This window comes from Pantoea sp. K16 (assembly GCF_048452805.1).
Lineage (GTDB): Bacteria > Pseudomonadota > Gammaproteobacteria > Enterobacterales > Enterobacteriaceae > Pantoea > Pantoea agglomerans.
In genome coordinates this window covers 43,424-58,637 of the sequence record NZ_JBLWNV010000014.1, presented here as the reverse complement: position 1 = coordinate 58,637, position 15,214 = coordinate 43,424, and the positions used below count along the sequence as shown (strand labels likewise).

The window sequence follows — 15,214 nt, the reverse complement described above, 5'->3', positions numbered from 1 at the left end:
GCAGGCCGCCCGGAGAAATAGAGGCTAACGTTTACGCTTTCAGGCGGGTTTCGCACCCTGCAGCGGCGGCGCTTTGTTCTGCGCCGGTTTCACAATCAGCGTCAGCCACACCGAAACCAGCAGGGCCGATCCCATAAAGATGTAGGACGCGGACGGGCTGCCGGTGGCTCCATTAAGATAGCCGACAATCCATGAACCGATAAACGACCCCAGCGCACCCATACTGTTAATCAGCGCCATTGCGCCACCGGCGACATTGCGTGGCAGCATCTCAGGAATAATGGCGAAGAACGGTCCGTAAGGCGCATACATCGCGGCACCGGCAATCACTAACAGGGTGTAGGACATCCAGAAATTGTTCGATCCCACCAGATAAGAGCCCAGGAACGCCAGCGCGCCCACCAGCAGCAGCGGCCAGACGAACAGCTTACGGTTCTGGGTTTTATCCGACGCCCAGGAGACCACCACCATCGCAATGGTCGCCGCCAGATAAGGCACTGCGGAGAGCCAGCCCGCCTCTACCATGCCCATCTGCGTGCCGTTACGCAGAATCGACGGCAGCCACAGCACAAAGCCATAGACGCCGATACTCCAGGCAAAATATTGCAGGCAGAGAATGATCACGTTGCGGTTGCGGAACGCTTCGCTGTAGTTGCGCACCGCTTTAATATTTTCCTGCTCTTTCTGCAGTTCAGCCTGCAATGCCGCTTTCTCGGCATCGCTCATCCAGCGCGCCTGCGCCGGCTTATCCTGTACCAGGAACCACCAGGCGATAGCCCAGACCACCGCCGGAATCCCTTCGAAGATAAACATCTCACGCCAGCCAAACGATTCGATCAGATAGCCTGACACAACCGACATCCACAACACCGTGACCGGATTACCCAGGATCAGGAAGGTATTGGCGCGTGAACGTTCCGACTTGGTAAACCAGTTGCTGATGTAGATCAGCATCGCGGGCATCACCGCGGCTTCCACCACGCCCAGAATAAAGCGAATGGCCGCCAGCATCGGAATGTTGCTGACCACGCCGGTCAGGGAGGCACAGCCGCCCCACAGGATCAGGCACCAGAAGATCAGTTTCTTGACGCTGCGGCGTTCGGCGTAAATTGCACCCGGGATCTGGAAAAAGAAGTAACCCAGGAAGAACAGCGCACCCAGCAGCGAGGACATGCCTTTGGTGATGCCGAGATCGTCATTAATCCCGGCAGCAGAAGCGAAGCTAAAATTTGCACGATCGAGATACGCCAGGCTGTAGGTGATAAACACGATGGGCATGATGAACCACCAGCGTTTTGGCGCGATTGTCTGCTTTTTCATCGGGAACTCCTGTGACTGTAGAGGGGCGCGAACTACACGTCGCCCAGTTGCTGACGCGTCGGCAGACCTTCGCTGTCACCAATGACCTGAATCGCCATCGAACCAATTTTGTTGCCGCGACGAATCGCCTGCGGCAGCGACTGACCTTCCAGCAGGGCGCTGATGACGCCAACGGCAAAGCCGTCTCCGGCGCCTACGGTATCCACCACGTTGTCGACTTTTATCGCCTCAACCTGGCCCTGCTCGCCCTGCGCCGTTTTATACCAGGCACCGTCACAACCGGTTTTAATCACGACCGCTTTCACGCCCTTATCGAGATAGAAATCCGCGATCGCTTCTGGCTGACGATAGCCGGTCAGAATCAGCCCCTCTTTTTCGCCCGGCAGTACCCAGTCGGCATACTCCGCCAGCAGATTGAGCTGCTTACGCATCTCCTCTTCGCTGCGCCACAGCACCGGCCGCAGGTTAGGATCAAACGAGATAGTTTTACCGCGCGCGCGCATCTCTTTGGCGGTGTGCTTCAGCAGCTCCAGCGAACTCTCTGACAGCGCCGCTGCCACACCGCTCAGGTGCAGATGTCGCGCCGAACCAAAATAGTCCGCGTCAAAATCGTCGACCGACAGATGGCTGGCCGCCGAGCCCTTACGAAAATATTCCACCAGCGGATCAGAGCCGTCGTCGACTTTGGACTTGAGCTGAAAACCGGTGGGATAGCGCTTATCGACCGTCACCCGGGCGTGGTCGATACCCTCTTTTTCCAGCTGCTGGCAGATAAACCGGCCAAAAGCGTCATCGCCAATACGACTGACCCAGCCCACTTTCAGGCCAAGACGAGCCAGGCCGGTCGCCACATTGAGTTCAGCGCCCGCCGCGCGTTTAACAAAGGTCTCTGCTGCGGCCAGGTCGCCGGTTTCACGGGCGATGAACATCGCCATCGCTTCACCGATAGTGACAACATCAAGCGGACCGTTGTGATGCATAGTGTGATGCGTGGTCATCTTCACTCCTTACACGTTACGCAGCAGCGACACGTAGTGGCGTGTTACCGCCGTCAGATCGTCGCCTTCCAGCGGAAATTCAATACCGCGCGGTGCCTGTGCGGGCAACTGTTGCAGCAGTGTGCGCCAGTGGTCATCAGCCTCATCCAGCGCAATCGCGCGGTAGCTATCCTGGTGCGCCACGGCGGCTTTGACATGCACATAGCCCACCTGCGCAGCCAGCTGCTGCGCCGCCTGATCGGCATCCTCACCGGTCCAGCACCAGTTACCCATATCAAAGGTCATGCTGATCGGCAGATCCGCTTCCCTGACCGCCGTGAAAAAGGCGACTGACGGAGCCAGTCGGCCATGCTCAGTCTGGTCGTTTTCTACCGTCAGCTGAAACGGCAGATCCGCCAGCAGCGCCTGCAACGCTTCACGAGGCAGCGCACCGGTGAACTCTCCCAGCGCCACTTTCAGCCGCTGAGCGTTTAACTGGCGTGCTTCTTCAACGTAGTGGGTTATACGGGGATTGATTTCGCCGCCGTCACAAAACAGCGTATCGGGCACCGAATAGCTGCTGTGCAGCTGATGCTGCGCCACCGCCCGGGCCAGTGCCGACAGATCGGCCAGTGCCGCGTCATCAAGCAGTTCGCGGCGGATTTCGACCCCGTCTGCGCCCGCCTGCTGGATAATCGGCAGCAGCGCACGCTGACCGCCGAGAGTGGCGATCTGTGCGTGGCCATATGCGGCGGTCACCACGATGATGTCAGGTTTCATGTTCTACTCCATGGCAGGGTTCTGCCCATAACGAATACAAAAACCCTAAATGGAACCGGTTCCAAAGCAAAGCAGCAAACTGTGAAATTATGATCGTGCTCACGAAGCGAGCACGTAAACGGAAGGTTAAATCTGAAATTCAGTTAAGAGGCTGGCTGGAGCCGCGAACGATAAGTTCGCCAGAGAAGACCTGCTCGGCAACCGGCAATCCGCTGCCTTCAATGCGCGTAATCAGGCGTTCCAGCGCACTGTAGCCAATCTGCCAGGTGGGCTGTTTCAGCGTGGTGATACCGACACCGGCCAGCGCCGCCCACTCCAGTTCGTCAAAACCGAGCAGGCCGATATCGCGGCCCCAGTGCAGATTGAGTCGCTGTAGCGATCGCGCTACCTGCAGGGTCAGCGCCCCGTTGGCGACCATCACTGCGCAACGTTTGCCGGTGTGACGCTGATGAAAGGCCAGCAGCGCCTGATCCAGCGCGGCGGGCTGATGCAGCGCCACTTCCGTATTCTCATGCTCAACCTGCGGATGCTCTGCCAGTAGCTGGCGGAAGGCCTGCAGGCGCTCACGGCGCGTGTTGACGCTGCCCAGCGGCTCGCTAAGAAACAGCAGCGCATCATAGCCATTGTCGACCAGATGCCGCGTTGCCGTTTCAGCTGCCTCGGCGTTATTCAGGCCCACCACATCGCAGGGAAAATCGGGGATTTTACGGTCAATCAGCACCATCGGCAGCAGGGATTGTTGCAGATGGTTCAGCACCTCTTCGCGCATCCCGACGGCGTTAACCACAATGCCCTCAACCTGATAGCTGCTCAGCAATTGCAGATAGTGCTGCTCCAGATCCACTTCGTTATTGGTATTACACATCAGCAGCGTGAAGCCCTGCTCGCGGCAGGCAGCTTCAATACCGCTCATGACATCAACAGAATAGGGATTGGTGATATCGGCGATAATCAGCCCGATCAGGCGGGTACGTCCGCGCTTCAGGCCACGCGCCATCTGACTCGGGCGATAGCTGAGATCAGCAATAGCCTGTTCGATCCGCGCTTTCAGACCGGCAGAGAGCAGATGCAGTTCACCATTGAGATAGCGTGAAACGCTGGTTTTACCGGTTCGTGCCGCGTGAGCAACATCGCTGATGGTGGCGCGAGGCGGCCTGATTTTCATGAGATATCCTGCGTAATAAGAAACCCGGCAGAGACTAGCACAAGCAAAGCCCGGCGCAAAAAGCGCTACGCCGGTAATTGCAGCCAGGGTTGCCACAGGGTCTGTAACGTTTCCGGCGGTGCGCCATCAATCAGCCGGATGACCATTTCAGCCACCTGTTCACCGGCCTGATGCGGCGTCGCCTGGCGAATGGCGACAATGGGATGATCGAGAATCGCATCTCGCGGCAATCCTTCCCAGCCCGCCAGCAGAATGGCACCCTCGCCCGCTGCACGCCCCGCCAGTTGCAGCGCCAGAGCCGCGCCTTCAGCCAGCGCAGCGCAGTCGGTGATGATCACTTCCGGTACTGGCCCCTCTGCCAGCCACTCCCGGGTTTGCTGATAGCCGGCGCGACGCGACGGTGCCACCGCCGCCATCGCGTAAGGCGTAACTTCCCCCAGCGCCGTCAGATAACCCTGACGCCGGTCACGCACCCGCGTACTGTTTTCATTGCTGCCAAGCCAGGCTATCCGCTGCCGTCCCTGCGCCAGCGACCAGCCCACCGCCAGCTGTGAACCGGCAAGGTGATCAACATCAAACCACGCATAGGTCGATGGCAGATCGCTGCGGCCCAGCGCCAGAAAACGAAAATTGGTCTGGAGCAGAGCATGAAGCCGACTGTCTTCTGGCGTGGTGTGGCCGACGATCAGGGCATCAACGGCGCCACTGCGCAGCAGGCGTGTCAGCGTCGCCTGACTCTGCTGCTTATCCGCCAGCAACAGCAGGTTAATGTCATAACGGGCAAGGTGATGCTCCAGCGCCAGCAGCATGTCGCTGAAGTCGCTGCCATTCAGGGGAGAGGCGCCGATCGGGTAGACGAACCCCACCGCGTTAGCACGGCCGGTTTTCAGACGCCGGGCCGCCGCATTAGGCCGGTAGCCACGCCGCTGCGCTTCCTCTTCGATGCGTTTACGCGTCTCCGGAGCGACATCCTGATAACCATTGAGGGCGCGGCTGACGGTCGTTACGGAAAGACCTAAAACCGTAGCGATGGCTTTAAGAGACATGGGAAGGCGTCCATTGATCAATTTTTGATCAGACTACCATAAAGCCTCTGCTGGCTCTATTCGCAGAAACATTACTGATACTTTTAACGCGATGCTTTACAGAAAAAAGGCGCCCCCGGGCGGGGGCGACCGCGTTTATCCCAGCGGGCTGAGCGTGATCTCAACACGACGATTTTGCGCTTTGCCTGCTTCGGTGCTGTTGCTGGCAACCGGGTTATCCGGGCCTGCACCTTGGGTGCGCAGGCGATCGCTGGCAACACCCTGCACGATCAACGCGCTGGCGACGCTTTCAGCACGCTGCTGTGACAGACGCATGTTCAGCGCGCGGGTGCCGGTGCTGTCGGTATAACCCACTACGTTTACCGCGGTTTTCGGATACTCTTTCAGCACCATTGAAACACCTGTCAGGGTGTTCGCGCCGGCAGGTTTCAGATTGCTGCTGCTGGAGTCGAAGGTGACATTGTTTGGCATATTCAGGACGATGTTATCGCCATTACGGGTCACGCTGACGCCCGTTCCGCGCATCTTGTCGCGCAGTTTCGCTTCCTGCACATCCATGTAGTAGCCCACGCCACCGCCCAGTGCGGCTCCGCCAGCAGCACCAATCAGCGCACCTTTACGGCGATCTTTCTTCGACGAGGAGAGTACACCGACACCGGCACCCACTAACGCACCCAGGCCTGCGCCCACACCTGACTTACCCGCCTGAGATTCGCCGGTGTAAGGATTGGTGGTACAACCTGGCAGGGCCAGACTGCCGCTTAATAACAAGGTGATGGCGATTAATTTCTTCTGCATTTTTGTTCCCTTACATTCGACACACAGGGGAAAACCTTTCCCATAAGTGGCACGATTATGCCGCCTGGTGGCCGGGAATGTAGTGAGGAAAAATCCTGATTTAGCGGGAATTACGCCTTTTGGTTGTCAGGATGGCAAAAACAGTTGCTCTGATGATCGTTTATCAGCCCGCAGGCCTGCATAAAGGAGTAGCAGATTGTGGGGCCGATGAATTTGAAACCACGCTGCTTTAGCGCCTTCGAGAGCGCAATGGCCTGCTCTGACGTGGTGGGAGCCTGGCTATAGTCAGGATAATGGTGAACGATTTGCACGTTATCGACAAATTGCCAGACGAAGTGGCTGAAATCCTCCCCTTTTGCTTCCATCTGGAGATAAGCACGGGCGTTGGCGATAATCGCCGCGATTTTTCCGGCGTGGCGGATAATGCCGCTGTTGAGCATCAGCGTGTCGATCTCTGCCGCATCCATCAACGCAATGGCCTGCGGATCAAACTGGTGAAACGCCGCCCGATAGTTTTCCCGCTTTTTCAGCACGGTTATCCAGGATAACCCCGCCTGCTGTCCTTCCAGACAGAGCATCTCAAACAGCGCACGCTTGTCTCTCTGTGCCACACCCCACTCCCTGTCGTGATAAGCCAGATAGAGGGGATCCTGCGTTACCCAACCACATCGTTGCATCGCATTGTTCCTTTATAACGAGAATATTTTAGCGGTCCGCTTGATCTTAGAATTAATCGGTTGATAGTTAAACGATCACCGGTTAAATAACAGAGACGGGCCGAAATTTAATTTAAACGCCGGATAATAACTTCAGCCTTGCCTGGAGAAGCGATGTTGCCGAGAAGCGGTTGGAAAGGTCTGCGGATCTGCTGTGCTGTATGGCTGTTAATCTTAACGCAACCGACTTTTGCGCGCGGCGGCATCTCTGCGCCTCAACATCCCGACTTTCTGCCCGACTACGATACGATTCTGGCGGAGAAGATCGCCCTGACGCCACTCGCCTTCAGCGATGAGAGCCGCGCCCTGTTTGAAGCCGCCATCAACTCTCCCACCGCGTCACCCATCGCCGTCCACAGTGAAACCGGCAGCGTAGGCACCACCCCGCTGGGAAAACGCTATCGGGCTGGGGTTGACCTGCCCATTGCCCCGTCATTTACCACCGGGCCGGTGGCGCAGTATGCCGTTGATCCGCAGCAGATGAACTGTCTGCAATGTGACTACAGCGATCAGCAGAGTCGTGAGCAGAGCGCCAGCGTCGGCTGGCGCATCGATTCGCAGCAGGGATGGATATCGCCCTGGGCGCAGCTGAGTTATCACTATCTGCTGGCAGACACGCCGCAGAATCCCCGGCGTGAGGCGACGAACGGCACCGATCAGTCCGAAGGCATCGATCTGAGCATCGGTGCACAAGTGCCTCTGAACGATAATCTGGCGGCTTTCGCCGCGTTTTCACAAAGCGAAGCGCTGAATAACCAGGAGCAGCAACTTTATACCTTTGGCTTCAGCGCCAGCTTCTGATCGGGGCATGAAAAGAGAAAGGGAATCGGGCGTTTAAAATATAATGAGTCCGCTAATCATTATACTGGTAACACTATGCGCAACGATTTGACAATTATTGGCCGTGAAATGACGGTCTTCATACTGGCAGCACTCTTTCTCGCTCTGATGATATTGCCCATCTATATTGATGTGGCCTGGATGAATGATGCGCTGCACGAAACTTCTTTTACTGAAACCACCCAGGAAATCATGCTGGCGGTGATTGCCGCCCTGTTCTTTATTGCGGCCCAGCGCCGTCCGGCTCAGCGCGGCGCGCTGACCTTAGTGGCGGGCTTCTATAGCTGTATGCTGATCCGTGAGCTCGACTTTGTGTTTGATACCATCCAGCATGGCAGCTGGATCTGGTTCGCCCTGGCGGTGACGGCCGGTTGTCTGGCCGTCGCGCTGCGAACGCCGAAAAAAACCCTGCATGCGCTGGCCAGGCTGCTGCAGCACCGCAGCTGGCCGGTGATGGCCTCCGGCTTTTTAGTGGTGCTGGTCTTCTCACGACTGTTTGGTATTCATGCGTTGTGGCAGCACCTGATGCTGGGGGATTACAACCGCGTGGTGAAAAACATGGCCGAAGAGGGTACCGAACTGCTGGGTTACGGCCTGTGCTGGCTGGCCTCGGTTCGCTATCTATGGCAGACCCGTCCGGCCGCCGCTGCCGTCAGCGTGCACGCCACCGAATCTGCACCGGCCCGTCACGCCACTTCTCCGGTCACCTCGCACTGATCCGCACTCTTGCTTTTTAAGCGATCCGCATCATTAAAAAAGGTACAATAAACACTTCTGCGTCGGCGACGGGTTCCCGGCGCAAGGTGTTCGTTAACCTCAGGTCTTTTCATGTCAGCTAAAATCTTAACTTCAACGCTCATTGGCCTGGATGCCTTCCGACAGGATCCGCTGACTGCCCTGCAGCAGGCGGAAAAGGGCACGCTGGCGGTGTTAGATAATTATGCGCCGGTGATGTACGCCATCACACCTAAGCGTCTGGCTGAGCTGCTGGCGCTGGAAGCCGCCGCCCGGCAGCCGAATGATGTGGCGCTGGATGACAGCCTGTATGACGATTCCCCCGCCGCGATCCACACGCCGGCTGGTAAGTTCGCCATGTATCAGGGCTGGCAGCCGGATGCCGACTTTACGCGCCAGGCCGCGATCTGGGGTGTGGCGCTGGGTGAACCGGTGACCCCCAGCGAGCTGGCGGCCTTTGTGGCTTACTGGCAGGCGGAAGGCCGGATGTTCCATCATGTACAGTGGCAACAGAAACTGGCACGCAGCATTCAGATGAACCGTGCCGCAAACGGCGGGCAACCGAAGCGTGATATCACGCAGTTGCCCGATCCTGACCGTACCATTCCCGATGGTTTCCGAGGTGAATGATGAAAACGCCAAACGATCTCTTTAACCGTCTGAAAAAAATGATGCCCGCAGGCACACGTCCTAAATTTGCCAATGGCGAAGAGCTACTGGCGTGGAATCAGGAGCAGGGTCGCCTGCGATCAGAGGCGATTGTGCGTGAGAATCGCGCAATGAAAATGCAGCGCGTAATGGGCCGTTCCGGCATTCGCGAGCTGCATATGAACTGCTCATTTGATAATTACCGGGTAGAGAATGAGGGACAGCGCAAGGCGCTGGAACTGGCGCGTCAGTATGCCGCTGAATTTGATGGCAGCATCGCCAGTTTTGTCTTTTCAGGCCGTCCCGGCACCGGTAAAAACCATCTGGCCGCCGCGATTGGCAACGACCTGATCCTGCGCGGTAAAAGCGTGCTGATCGTGACGGTTGCTGATTTGATGTCGAGCATGAAGGGCACCTTCAGCGGCAGCAGCGGCATTACCGAAGAGCGGCTGATTCAGGATCTCAGCAGTGTTGATCTGCTGGTGATTGATGAGATCGGTATGCAGAGTGAATCGCGCTACGAAAAAGTGATTATTAACCAGATTGTCGATCGCCGATCCTCCTCGAAACGCCCGACCGGCATGTTATCCAACCTCGACCATGCGGGCATGAATACGCTGCTGGGCGAACGTGTCATGGACCGTATGCGCCTCGGCAACAGCCTGTGGGTGCGCTTCGACTGGGAAAGCTATCGCAGTCGGGTACGCGGCGACGAATATTAAACAGTGACCCGGCAGCGCCGGGTCACTGCGCTCATCGGGCCTGAAGCCCCTCGTCATAACGACGAGCTATACCGCCTTTGCCCTTCCGCCCATGCCCGGCGCAGCCGGACGCGCTGAGTCAGGATCATTCCGACGTCCGGCCACTGGTGCAGCAGAAAACCCGGCATTAATCCCACGATCTGATCGCGGTCACGATCTTAGCCACAGGCGATCGGGTTGTGTGAAACCGCCCGCAAAAGTGTGGGATGTGGAATACGTATGGGCTGATACACTCAATTCTTACTCCTCTGTTGAGTGAACCCGTAATGAAAACGAACGGCAAAGGCCCTGCACTACTGCGACTGAATAACCAGAAACGGGTGATGACTCAGCTGCGTAAGCTGCGCGTGACGTCGCGTCAGGATCTGGCGGAGGCGCTGACACTAAGCAAAAACACCGTCTCCTTAATCATTGATGACCTGCTGGAGCAGGGTCTGATAGAGGAGCTGGGGCCGGTCAGCGTCGCGTCCGCCGGACGGCCTAAAATCGGGATTACCCTGCGACCGGAAAAACTCAAGAGCGCAGGCATCATGGTGGAACGCAACGTTATCCACTGGCGGGTCTGCGACTATTTTTCACAGGTGCTGGCTGAAAAGACGCTGCGCACCGATACCAGTAACCCGACCCGACTGCTGGCTGAGCTGGCGATGCTGTGCCGGGAACTGATGAAAAGCTATCCTGATTTGCTCGGCATTGGCCTGGGTTTTCCCGGTATCGTCGATCCCCGGCGCGGCTGGATGCATATTTCATTGCCCCTCGAATGGCAGGATGTTGACCTGCTGGGCGCGCTGAGTAAGCACGTCAGTCTCCCCATCCGCATTATGAATAATGTCAAAGCCGCTGCGCTGCTGGCGGTACAGCTGCGTGGATTATCAGTGGAGAGCGGTCACTTTTATCTGCGTATTTCCGAGGGAATTGGCGGTGCACTGGTACAGCATGGCGAAGTATTTACCGGGCACAGCTGGACGGCGGGCGAGGCGGGACATCTGGTTGTCCAGCCCGACGGCCCGCGTTGCAGTTGCGGCCGCCGCGGTTGCCTGGAAGCGCTGGTCAGCCAGCCTGCGGTTAAACAGCAGCTGGCGCAGCGTCAGCCTGGCCTGAGCTGGCAGAACCGCGACAGCGCGCCACGGGTGGTGGATGAGGTGATGGCTCAGGCGGGTGGCTATCTGGGTGCGGCGCTGAGTCAGATTATGCTGCTGCTCAATCCCGCCACCATCATCATTGATTGTCCGTGGAACGCCAGTGAAGTCTTCTGCAAGGCGGTGCGCACTACCGCACACGGCAACGCGCTGGCCTTTACCGCCGCACATACCCTGCTGCACTTTCCTGAGCAGCGGATCGATCCGGCCAACGGGCTGGCGCTGGCGGTGCTGGAGCAGAGTGAGCAGCGGATGATCTAGTGGCTCAAGCCGCCCTGATTCATCCGGTATCCATCCACCTCAGACTGAACGCTTCCTGCTACAACACATTCTCCCCAAAATGCTGGCGATACTCTTTTGGCGTGGTGTCGTAGCTTTTGCGGAAGACCGAGTAGAAATACTGCAACGAAGGATAGCCGCACATCTGCGAGATCTCGTTGATGTTGAGCGATGAAGAGGCCAGCAGTTCGCGCGCTTTTTCCAGTTTTTCACGGTGGATCATCGCATGGAGGGTGTCGCCGGTCTCATCCCGAAAGCGTTTTTCCAGATTAGAGCGCGACAGCCCGACTGCATCCAGCACCTGCTCCACTTTGATCCCCTTACAGGCGTTGAAGCGGATGTAGTGCATCGCCTGAATCACCGCCGGATCGCGCAGCGAGCGGAAGTCGGTAGAGCGCCGGGCGATGACTTTCACCGGCGGCACCAGGATACGCTGAAGCGGTAAGGGCTGCTTATCCAGCAGCCGATGCAGCAGTTTGGCCGCCTGATAGCCCATCTGTCGCGAGCCCTGCGCCACGGACGAGAGAGCCACGCGTGACAGATAGCGGGTCAGCTCCTCATTATCAATCCCGATCACCGTAAGCTTCTCCGGCACCGGTATTTTCAGGTGTTCGCACGCTTGCAGCAGGTGTCGCGCCCGTGAATCCGTGACGGCGATAATGCCGGTTTGCGGCGGCAGCGTCTGCAGCCAGTCGGCGAGACGGTTCTGGGCGTGCTGCCAGTTTTCCGGCGCGGTTTCCATGCCCTGGTAGACCACGCCCTGATAGCGTTCACGTCCCACCAGCTGGCGAAACGCCTGTTCACGCTCCTGTGCCCAGCGCTTGCCGCTGGAGACCGGTAAACCATAAAAGGCGAAGCGGTTAATGCCCTTCTCTTTCAGATGCAGAAAGGCTTTCTCCACCAGCGCGGCGTTGTCAGTCGCGATGTAGTGCACCGGCGGATAATCCTCCTGCCGATGATAAGAGCCGCCAACGCCAACAATCGGCACGGAAACATTCGACAGCAGGGTTTCGATAGAGCGATCGTCGTAATCGGCGATCACCCCATCGCCCAGCCACTCCCGGATGTTGTCGATGCGGCAGCGGAAATCTTCTTCGATGAAGATATCCCAGTCAGTCTGCGACGCCTGCAGATACTCACCGACGCCCTCCACAACCTGACGGTCATACACTTTGTTGGCGTTAAACAGCAGGGTAATGCGATAGCGTTTCTCATGCATGATGGCGCGTTCCCTTAAATCCTCAGCGCATTGCATAACACGGCTGAAAGGGGCAAAAAAATTGTTTGCGCCACAATGTGATCGCCCGCGCGATTACACCCGACGCCGCGTTGCCGTATCCATCCACACCGCCAGCAGCAGAATCGCGCCTTTGACGATGTACTGCCAGAAAGTCGGCACATCCATCATGCTCATGCCGTTATCCAGCGAGGCCATAATAAACGCCCCCATTACCGCGCCCGCAACCGAACCTACGCCACCCGCCAGGCTGGTGCCGCCGATGACACAGGCGGCGATAGCGTCGAGTTCCGCAATATTACCCGCCGACGGCGAACCTGCGCCCAGCCGTGAACTGAGGATCAGCCCGGCAATCGCCACCATCACACCGTTGATGGCAAACACCGCCAGCTTGGTACGCGCCACGTTAATGCCAGACAGGCGCGCAGCATCAATGTTGCCGCCGATGGCGTAGATACGACGGCCAAACGCGGTGCGGGTTGCCATAAACATGCCCGCCAGCAACAGCACGGCCAGCAGTAACACCGGGGTCGGCACGCCGCGATAGTCGTTGAGCAACCAGATGGCACCCAGCACTAAGATGGCGGTGATCGCCTGACGCCCGACGGTGCCGCTGGCTGCGCCCTGCGCCAGTCCGAGCTGCTGACGACGCAGCCGCAGCCGCCACTGCCACAACATAAACAACGCCAGACCGGCAAAGCCAAAGCCGAAACCGACGCCGCCCGGCAGATAACTCTGACCAATCTGCGACATGCCTGGCGTGATCGGCGCAACCGTAGTGCCATCGGTAATTCCGACCAGAACACCGCGGAAAGCCAGCATTCCCGCCAGCGTCACGATAAACGAAGGCACTTTACGGTAGGCCACCCACCAGCCATTCCACGTGCCAAGCAGTAATCCCATCACCAGCGTCACTACGATGGTCAGCGGCAATGGCCAGCCGAGCCAGACGTCAAATATCGCCGCCGCGCCGCCCAGCAGGCCCATCATGGAACCTACTGACAGGTCGATCTCTGCCGAGATAATTACAAACACCATACCGACCGCCAGAATGCCGGTGATGGCGGTCTGGCGCAGCAGGTTGGAGACGTTACGCGCGCTGAGCCACGCGCCGTCTGTGGTCCAGGTAAAGAACAATGCAATCAGCACAATTGCGCCCAGCATCACCAGAACCTGCAGATTGGGCAGTGTGAACCTGCCCGGTGACGGTTTGCCCGGCGTGCCGGAGAGGCGGCTTTGGGTACTTTCACTTTTAAGCATAATGTTCACTCCGCAGGGCAGCTTCCATCACCTGCTCCTGAGTCAGGTTATCGTTAATCAAATCGGCTTTGATCTGCCCTTCATGCATCACCAGCACCCGATCGCTCAGGCCCAGCACTTCCGGCAGCTCAGAGGAAATCACAATCACCGCGATACCCTGCTGAACCAGCGCATTGATCAGCAGGTAGATCTCCTGACGTGCGCCCACATCAATGCCGCGCGTTGGTTCATCGAGGATCAGGATTTTTGGATTGAGCAGCAGACATTTCGCCAGAATCGCTTTCTGCTGGTTGCCGCCGCTTAAACGGCCAATCGGCAGTTCTGATGAGGAGGTTTTCACCCGCAGCCGACCGATCGCGTCATTGATCGCCTGCTGCTCCTGCGCTTCATCCAGCGTTGAGAGCCGGTGGCTGAACTGGTCCAGCGCCGCCAGGGTAATATTTTTGCCCACCGCCATCAGCGGCACGATGCCATCTTTTTTACGATCTTCCGGCACCATCGCGATGCCGTGCGCAATGGCGGCGCGGCAATCGGTGATGTTGACCTGTTTGCCATTGATCCAGATATCGCCCTGCCAGCGCCCCGGCCAGACGCCAAACAGACATTGGACTGTCTCAGTCCTGCCCGCGCCCACCAGCCCGGCGATGCCGAGGATTTCACCGCGTCTGAGCGAGAACGAGACATTGTTAACGCGGCGGATGTGGCGGTTAACCGGATGCCAGGCGGTGAGGTTTTCAACTTTCAGTATCACGTCGCCAATCTGATGCGGCGCGTGGGGATAGAGCGCGGTCAGCTCGCGTCCTACCATCATGGTGATGATGTCATCTTCGCTCAGGCCCGCTGCCGGACGGGTAGCAATATGCTGGCCGTCACGAATCACGCAGATGGTATCGGAGATCGCCTTAACCTCATTCAGCTTGTGCGAGATGTAGATGCAGGCGATGCCGTGTTCACGCAGATTGCGGATGATGCCGAGCAGCACGTCCGTTTCCTGCTCCGTCAGGGAAGAGGTCGGCTCATCCAGAATCAGCAGCCGGACCTGTTTGTTAAGGGCGCGGGCAATCTCCACCAGTTGCTGCTGCCCAAGGCCTAACTCACCGACCCGGGTGGCGGGAGAGACGTTCAGCCCGACCCGCGCCAGCAGTTGCTGGCAGCGCAGGGTCATGGTTTCATCATCCACCATGCCGAAACGGCTCAGTTCGGCACCGAGGAAAATGTTCTCCATCACCGTCAGTTGCCGCACCAGCGCCAGCTCCTGATGAATAATCACAATGCCTTTACGCTCGGTATCGCGAATGGTCTGCGCCTGAATGTCGTCGCCAGAGAAGTGAATCTGCCCTTCAAAATCACCGTGCGGATAGAGTCCGCACAGGATTTTCATCAGCGTCGATTTGCCCGATCCATTCTCACCACACAGCGACATCACTTCGCCCGCCTCAAGTTGCAGGCTGACATCATTCAGCGCCTTCACGGCACCGAAACGTTTGGTGATATTTTTCATTTCCAGCAGCAT

General features: G+C 57.9%; 15 protein-coding genes. 5 read left to right on the top strand and 10 right to left on the bottom strand.

All coding sequences use genetic code 11. The features are described from left to right. Positions 1-39 precede the first annotated feature (39 nt). From ACK13D_RS18025 to ACK13D_RS17995, 7 genes are all read right to left on the bottom strand, one after another. The gene (locus tag ACK13D_RS18025; protein ID WP_010258909.1) at positions 40-1,320 is read right to left on the bottom strand and encodes an MFS transporter; all 1,281 of its coding nucleotides are present in this window, start codon (positions 1,318-1,320) and stop codon (positions 40-42) included. 32 nt (positions 1,321-1,352) lie between these two features. Next, positions 1,353-2,318 carry a sugar kinase gene (locus tag ACK13D_RS18020; protein ID WP_010671602.1) on the bottom strand — a complete coding sequence of 322 codons (966 nt, stop codon included), beginning with the start codon at positions 2,316-2,318 and terminating at the stop codon, positions 1,353-1,355. 9 nt (positions 2,319-2,327) lie between these two features. Continuing rightward, on the bottom strand, positions 2,328-3,077 hold the full coding sequence (locus ACK13D_RS18015) for a sugar phosphate isomerase/epimerase (protein ID WP_418796969.1): 750 nt from the start codon (positions 3,075-3,077) through the stop codon (positions 2,328-2,330). Positions 3,078-3,216: 139 nt separating this feature from the next. After that, complete coding sequence (locus tag ACK13D_RS18010) at positions 3,217-4,242, bottom strand: LacI family DNA-binding transcriptional regulator (protein ID WP_010258906.1); 1,026 nt, start codon at positions 4,240-4,242, stop codon at positions 3,217-3,219. A gap of 65 nt (positions 4,243-4,307) precedes the next feature. Next, complete coding sequence (locus ACK13D_RS18005) at positions 4,308-5,288, bottom strand: LacI family DNA-binding transcriptional regulator (RefSeq protein WP_033759341.1); 981 nt, start codon at positions 5,286-5,288, stop codon at positions 4,308-4,310. Positions 5,289-5,423: 135 nt separating this feature from the next. Further along, the gene (locus ACK13D_RS18000; protein ID WP_010258904.1) at positions 5,424-6,086 is read right to left on the bottom strand and encodes an OmpA family lipoprotein; all 663 of its coding nucleotides are present in this window, start codon (positions 6,084-6,086) and stop codon (positions 5,424-5,426) included. Between the two features lie 110 nt (positions 6,087-6,196). Beyond that, positions 6,197-6,763 (bottom strand): DNA-3-methyladenine glycosylase I, encoded by a 567-nt coding sequence (locus ACK13D_RS17995; RefSeq protein ID WP_045139480.1) that lies wholly within the window; start codon positions 6,761-6,763, stop codon positions 6,197-6,199. A 153-nt stretch (positions 6,764-6,916) separates the two neighbouring features. On the opposite strand from ACK13D_RS17995, the gene ACK13D_RS17990 reads away from it, so the two are divergent. The 5 genes from ACK13D_RS17990 (at position 6,917) to ACK13D_RS17970 (ending at position 11,186) form a co-directional block, all read left to right on the top strand. Next, positions 6,917-7,603, top strand: coding sequence for an autotransporter (locus ACK13D_RS17990; protein ID WP_010258902.1), 687 nt, complete (start codon positions 6,917-6,919; stop codon positions 7,601-7,603). A 75-nt stretch (positions 7,604-7,678) separates the two neighbouring features. Continuing rightward, positions 7,679-8,359, top strand: coding sequence for a hypothetical protein (locus ACK13D_RS17985; RefSeq protein WP_033785865.1), 681 nt, complete (start codon positions 7,679-7,681; stop codon positions 8,357-8,359). Between the two features lie 111 nt (positions 8,360-8,470). Beyond that, positions 8,471-9,007: a primosomal protein DnaT gene (gene dnaT, locus ACK13D_RS17980; protein ID WP_033780812.1), complete on the top strand. Its 537-nt coding sequence runs from the start codon at positions 8,471-8,473 to the stop codon at positions 9,005-9,007. Beyond that, on the top strand, positions 9,007-9,747 hold the full coding sequence (dnaC, locus tag ACK13D_RS17975; protein WP_010258898.1) for a DNA replication protein DnaC: 741 nt from the start codon (positions 9,007-9,009) through the stop codon (positions 9,745-9,747). The genes dnaT and dnaC overlap by 1 nt, the downstream gene beginning before the upstream one ends. Before the next feature lie 305 nt (positions 9,748-10,052). Next, complete coding sequence (locus ACK13D_RS17970) at positions 10,053-11,186, top strand: ROK family transcriptional regulator (protein WP_022624794.1); 1,134 nt, start codon at positions 10,053-10,055, stop codon at positions 11,184-11,186. A gap of 58 nt (positions 11,187-11,244) precedes the next feature. Here ACK13D_RS17970 and xylR read toward each other — a convergent pair whose 3' ends face one another. From xylR to ACK13D_RS17955, 3 genes are all read right to left on the bottom strand, one after another. Continuing rightward, positions 11,245-12,423, bottom strand: a complete 1,179-nt coding sequence (gene xylR / locus ACK13D_RS17965; protein ID WP_010672192.1) for a D-xylose utilization transcriptional activator XylR — start codon at positions 12,421-12,423, stop codon at positions 11,245-11,247. Between the two features lie 93 nt (positions 12,424-12,516). Further along, positions 12,517-13,701 (bottom strand): xylose ABC transporter permease XylH, encoded by a 1,185-nt coding sequence (xylH, locus tag ACK13D_RS17960; RefSeq protein WP_052270968.1) that lies wholly within the window; start codon positions 13,699-13,701, stop codon positions 12,517-12,519. Further along, positions 13,694-15,214 (bottom strand): xylose ABC transporter ATP-binding protein, encoded by a 1,521-nt coding sequence (locus ACK13D_RS17955; protein ID WP_010258889.1) that lies wholly within the window; start codon positions 15,212-15,214, stop codon positions 13,694-13,696. Before ACK13D_RS17955 ends, xylH begins: the two co-directional genes overlap by 8 nt.

Excerpts from the sequence above, each read along its gene's own strand:
- ACK13D_RS18025 (WP_010258909.1), bottom strand. The coding sequence starts at position 1,320 with ATGAAAAAGCAGACAATCGCGCCAAAACGCTGGTGGTTCATCATGCCC.
- ACK13D_RS18020 (WP_010671602.1), bottom strand. The coding sequence starts at position 2,318 with ATGACCACGCATCACACTATGCATCACAACGGTCCGCTTGATGTTGTC.
- ACK13D_RS18015 (WP_418796969.1), bottom strand. The coding sequence starts at position 3,077 with ATGAAACCTGACATCATCGTGGTGACCGCCGCATATGGCCACGCACAG.
- ACK13D_RS18010 (WP_010258906.1), bottom strand. The coding sequence starts at position 4,242 with ATGAAAATCAGGCCGCCTCGCGCCACCATCAGCGATGTTGCTCACGCG.
- ACK13D_RS18005 (WP_033759341.1), bottom strand. The coding sequence starts at position 5,288 with ATGTCTCTTAAAGCCATCGCTACGGTTTTAGGTCTTTCCGTAACGACC.
- ACK13D_RS18000 (WP_010258904.1), bottom strand. The coding sequence starts at position 6,086 with ATGCAGAAGAAATTAATCGCCATCACCTTGTTATTAAGCGGCAGTCTG.
- ACK13D_RS17995 (WP_045139480.1), bottom strand. The coding sequence starts at position 6,763 with ATGCAACGATGTGGTTGGGTAACGCAGGATCCCCTCTATCTGGCTTAT.
- ACK13D_RS17990 (WP_010258902.1), top strand. The coding sequence starts at position 6,917 with ATGTTGCCGAGAAGCGGTTGGAAAGGTCTGCGGATCTGCTGTGCTGTA.
- ACK13D_RS17985 (WP_033785865.1), top strand. The coding sequence starts at position 7,679 with ATGCGCAACGATTTGACAATTATTGGCCGTGAAATGACGGTCTTCATA.
- dnaT (WP_033780812.1), top strand. The coding sequence starts at position 8,471 with ATGTCAGCTAAAATCTTAACTTCAACGCTCATTGGCCTGGATGCCTTC.
- dnaC (WP_010258898.1), top strand. The coding sequence starts at position 9,007 with ATGAAAACGCCAAACGATCTCTTTAACCGTCTGAAAAAAATGATGCCC.
- ACK13D_RS17970 (WP_022624794.1), top strand. The coding sequence starts at position 10,053 with ATGAAAACGAACGGCAAAGGCCCTGCACTACTGCGACTGAATAACCAG.
- xylR (WP_010672192.1), bottom strand. The coding sequence starts at position 12,423 with ATGCATGAGAAACGCTATCGCATTACCCTGCTGTTTAACGCCAACAAA.
- xylH (WP_052270968.1), bottom strand. The coding sequence starts at position 13,701 with ATGCTTAAAAGTGAAAGTACCCAAAGCCGCCTCTCCGGCACGCCGGGC.
- ACK13D_RS17955 (WP_010258889.1), bottom strand. The coding sequence starts at position 15,214 with ATGCTGCTGGAAATGAAAAATATCACCAAACGTTTCGGTGCCGTGAAG.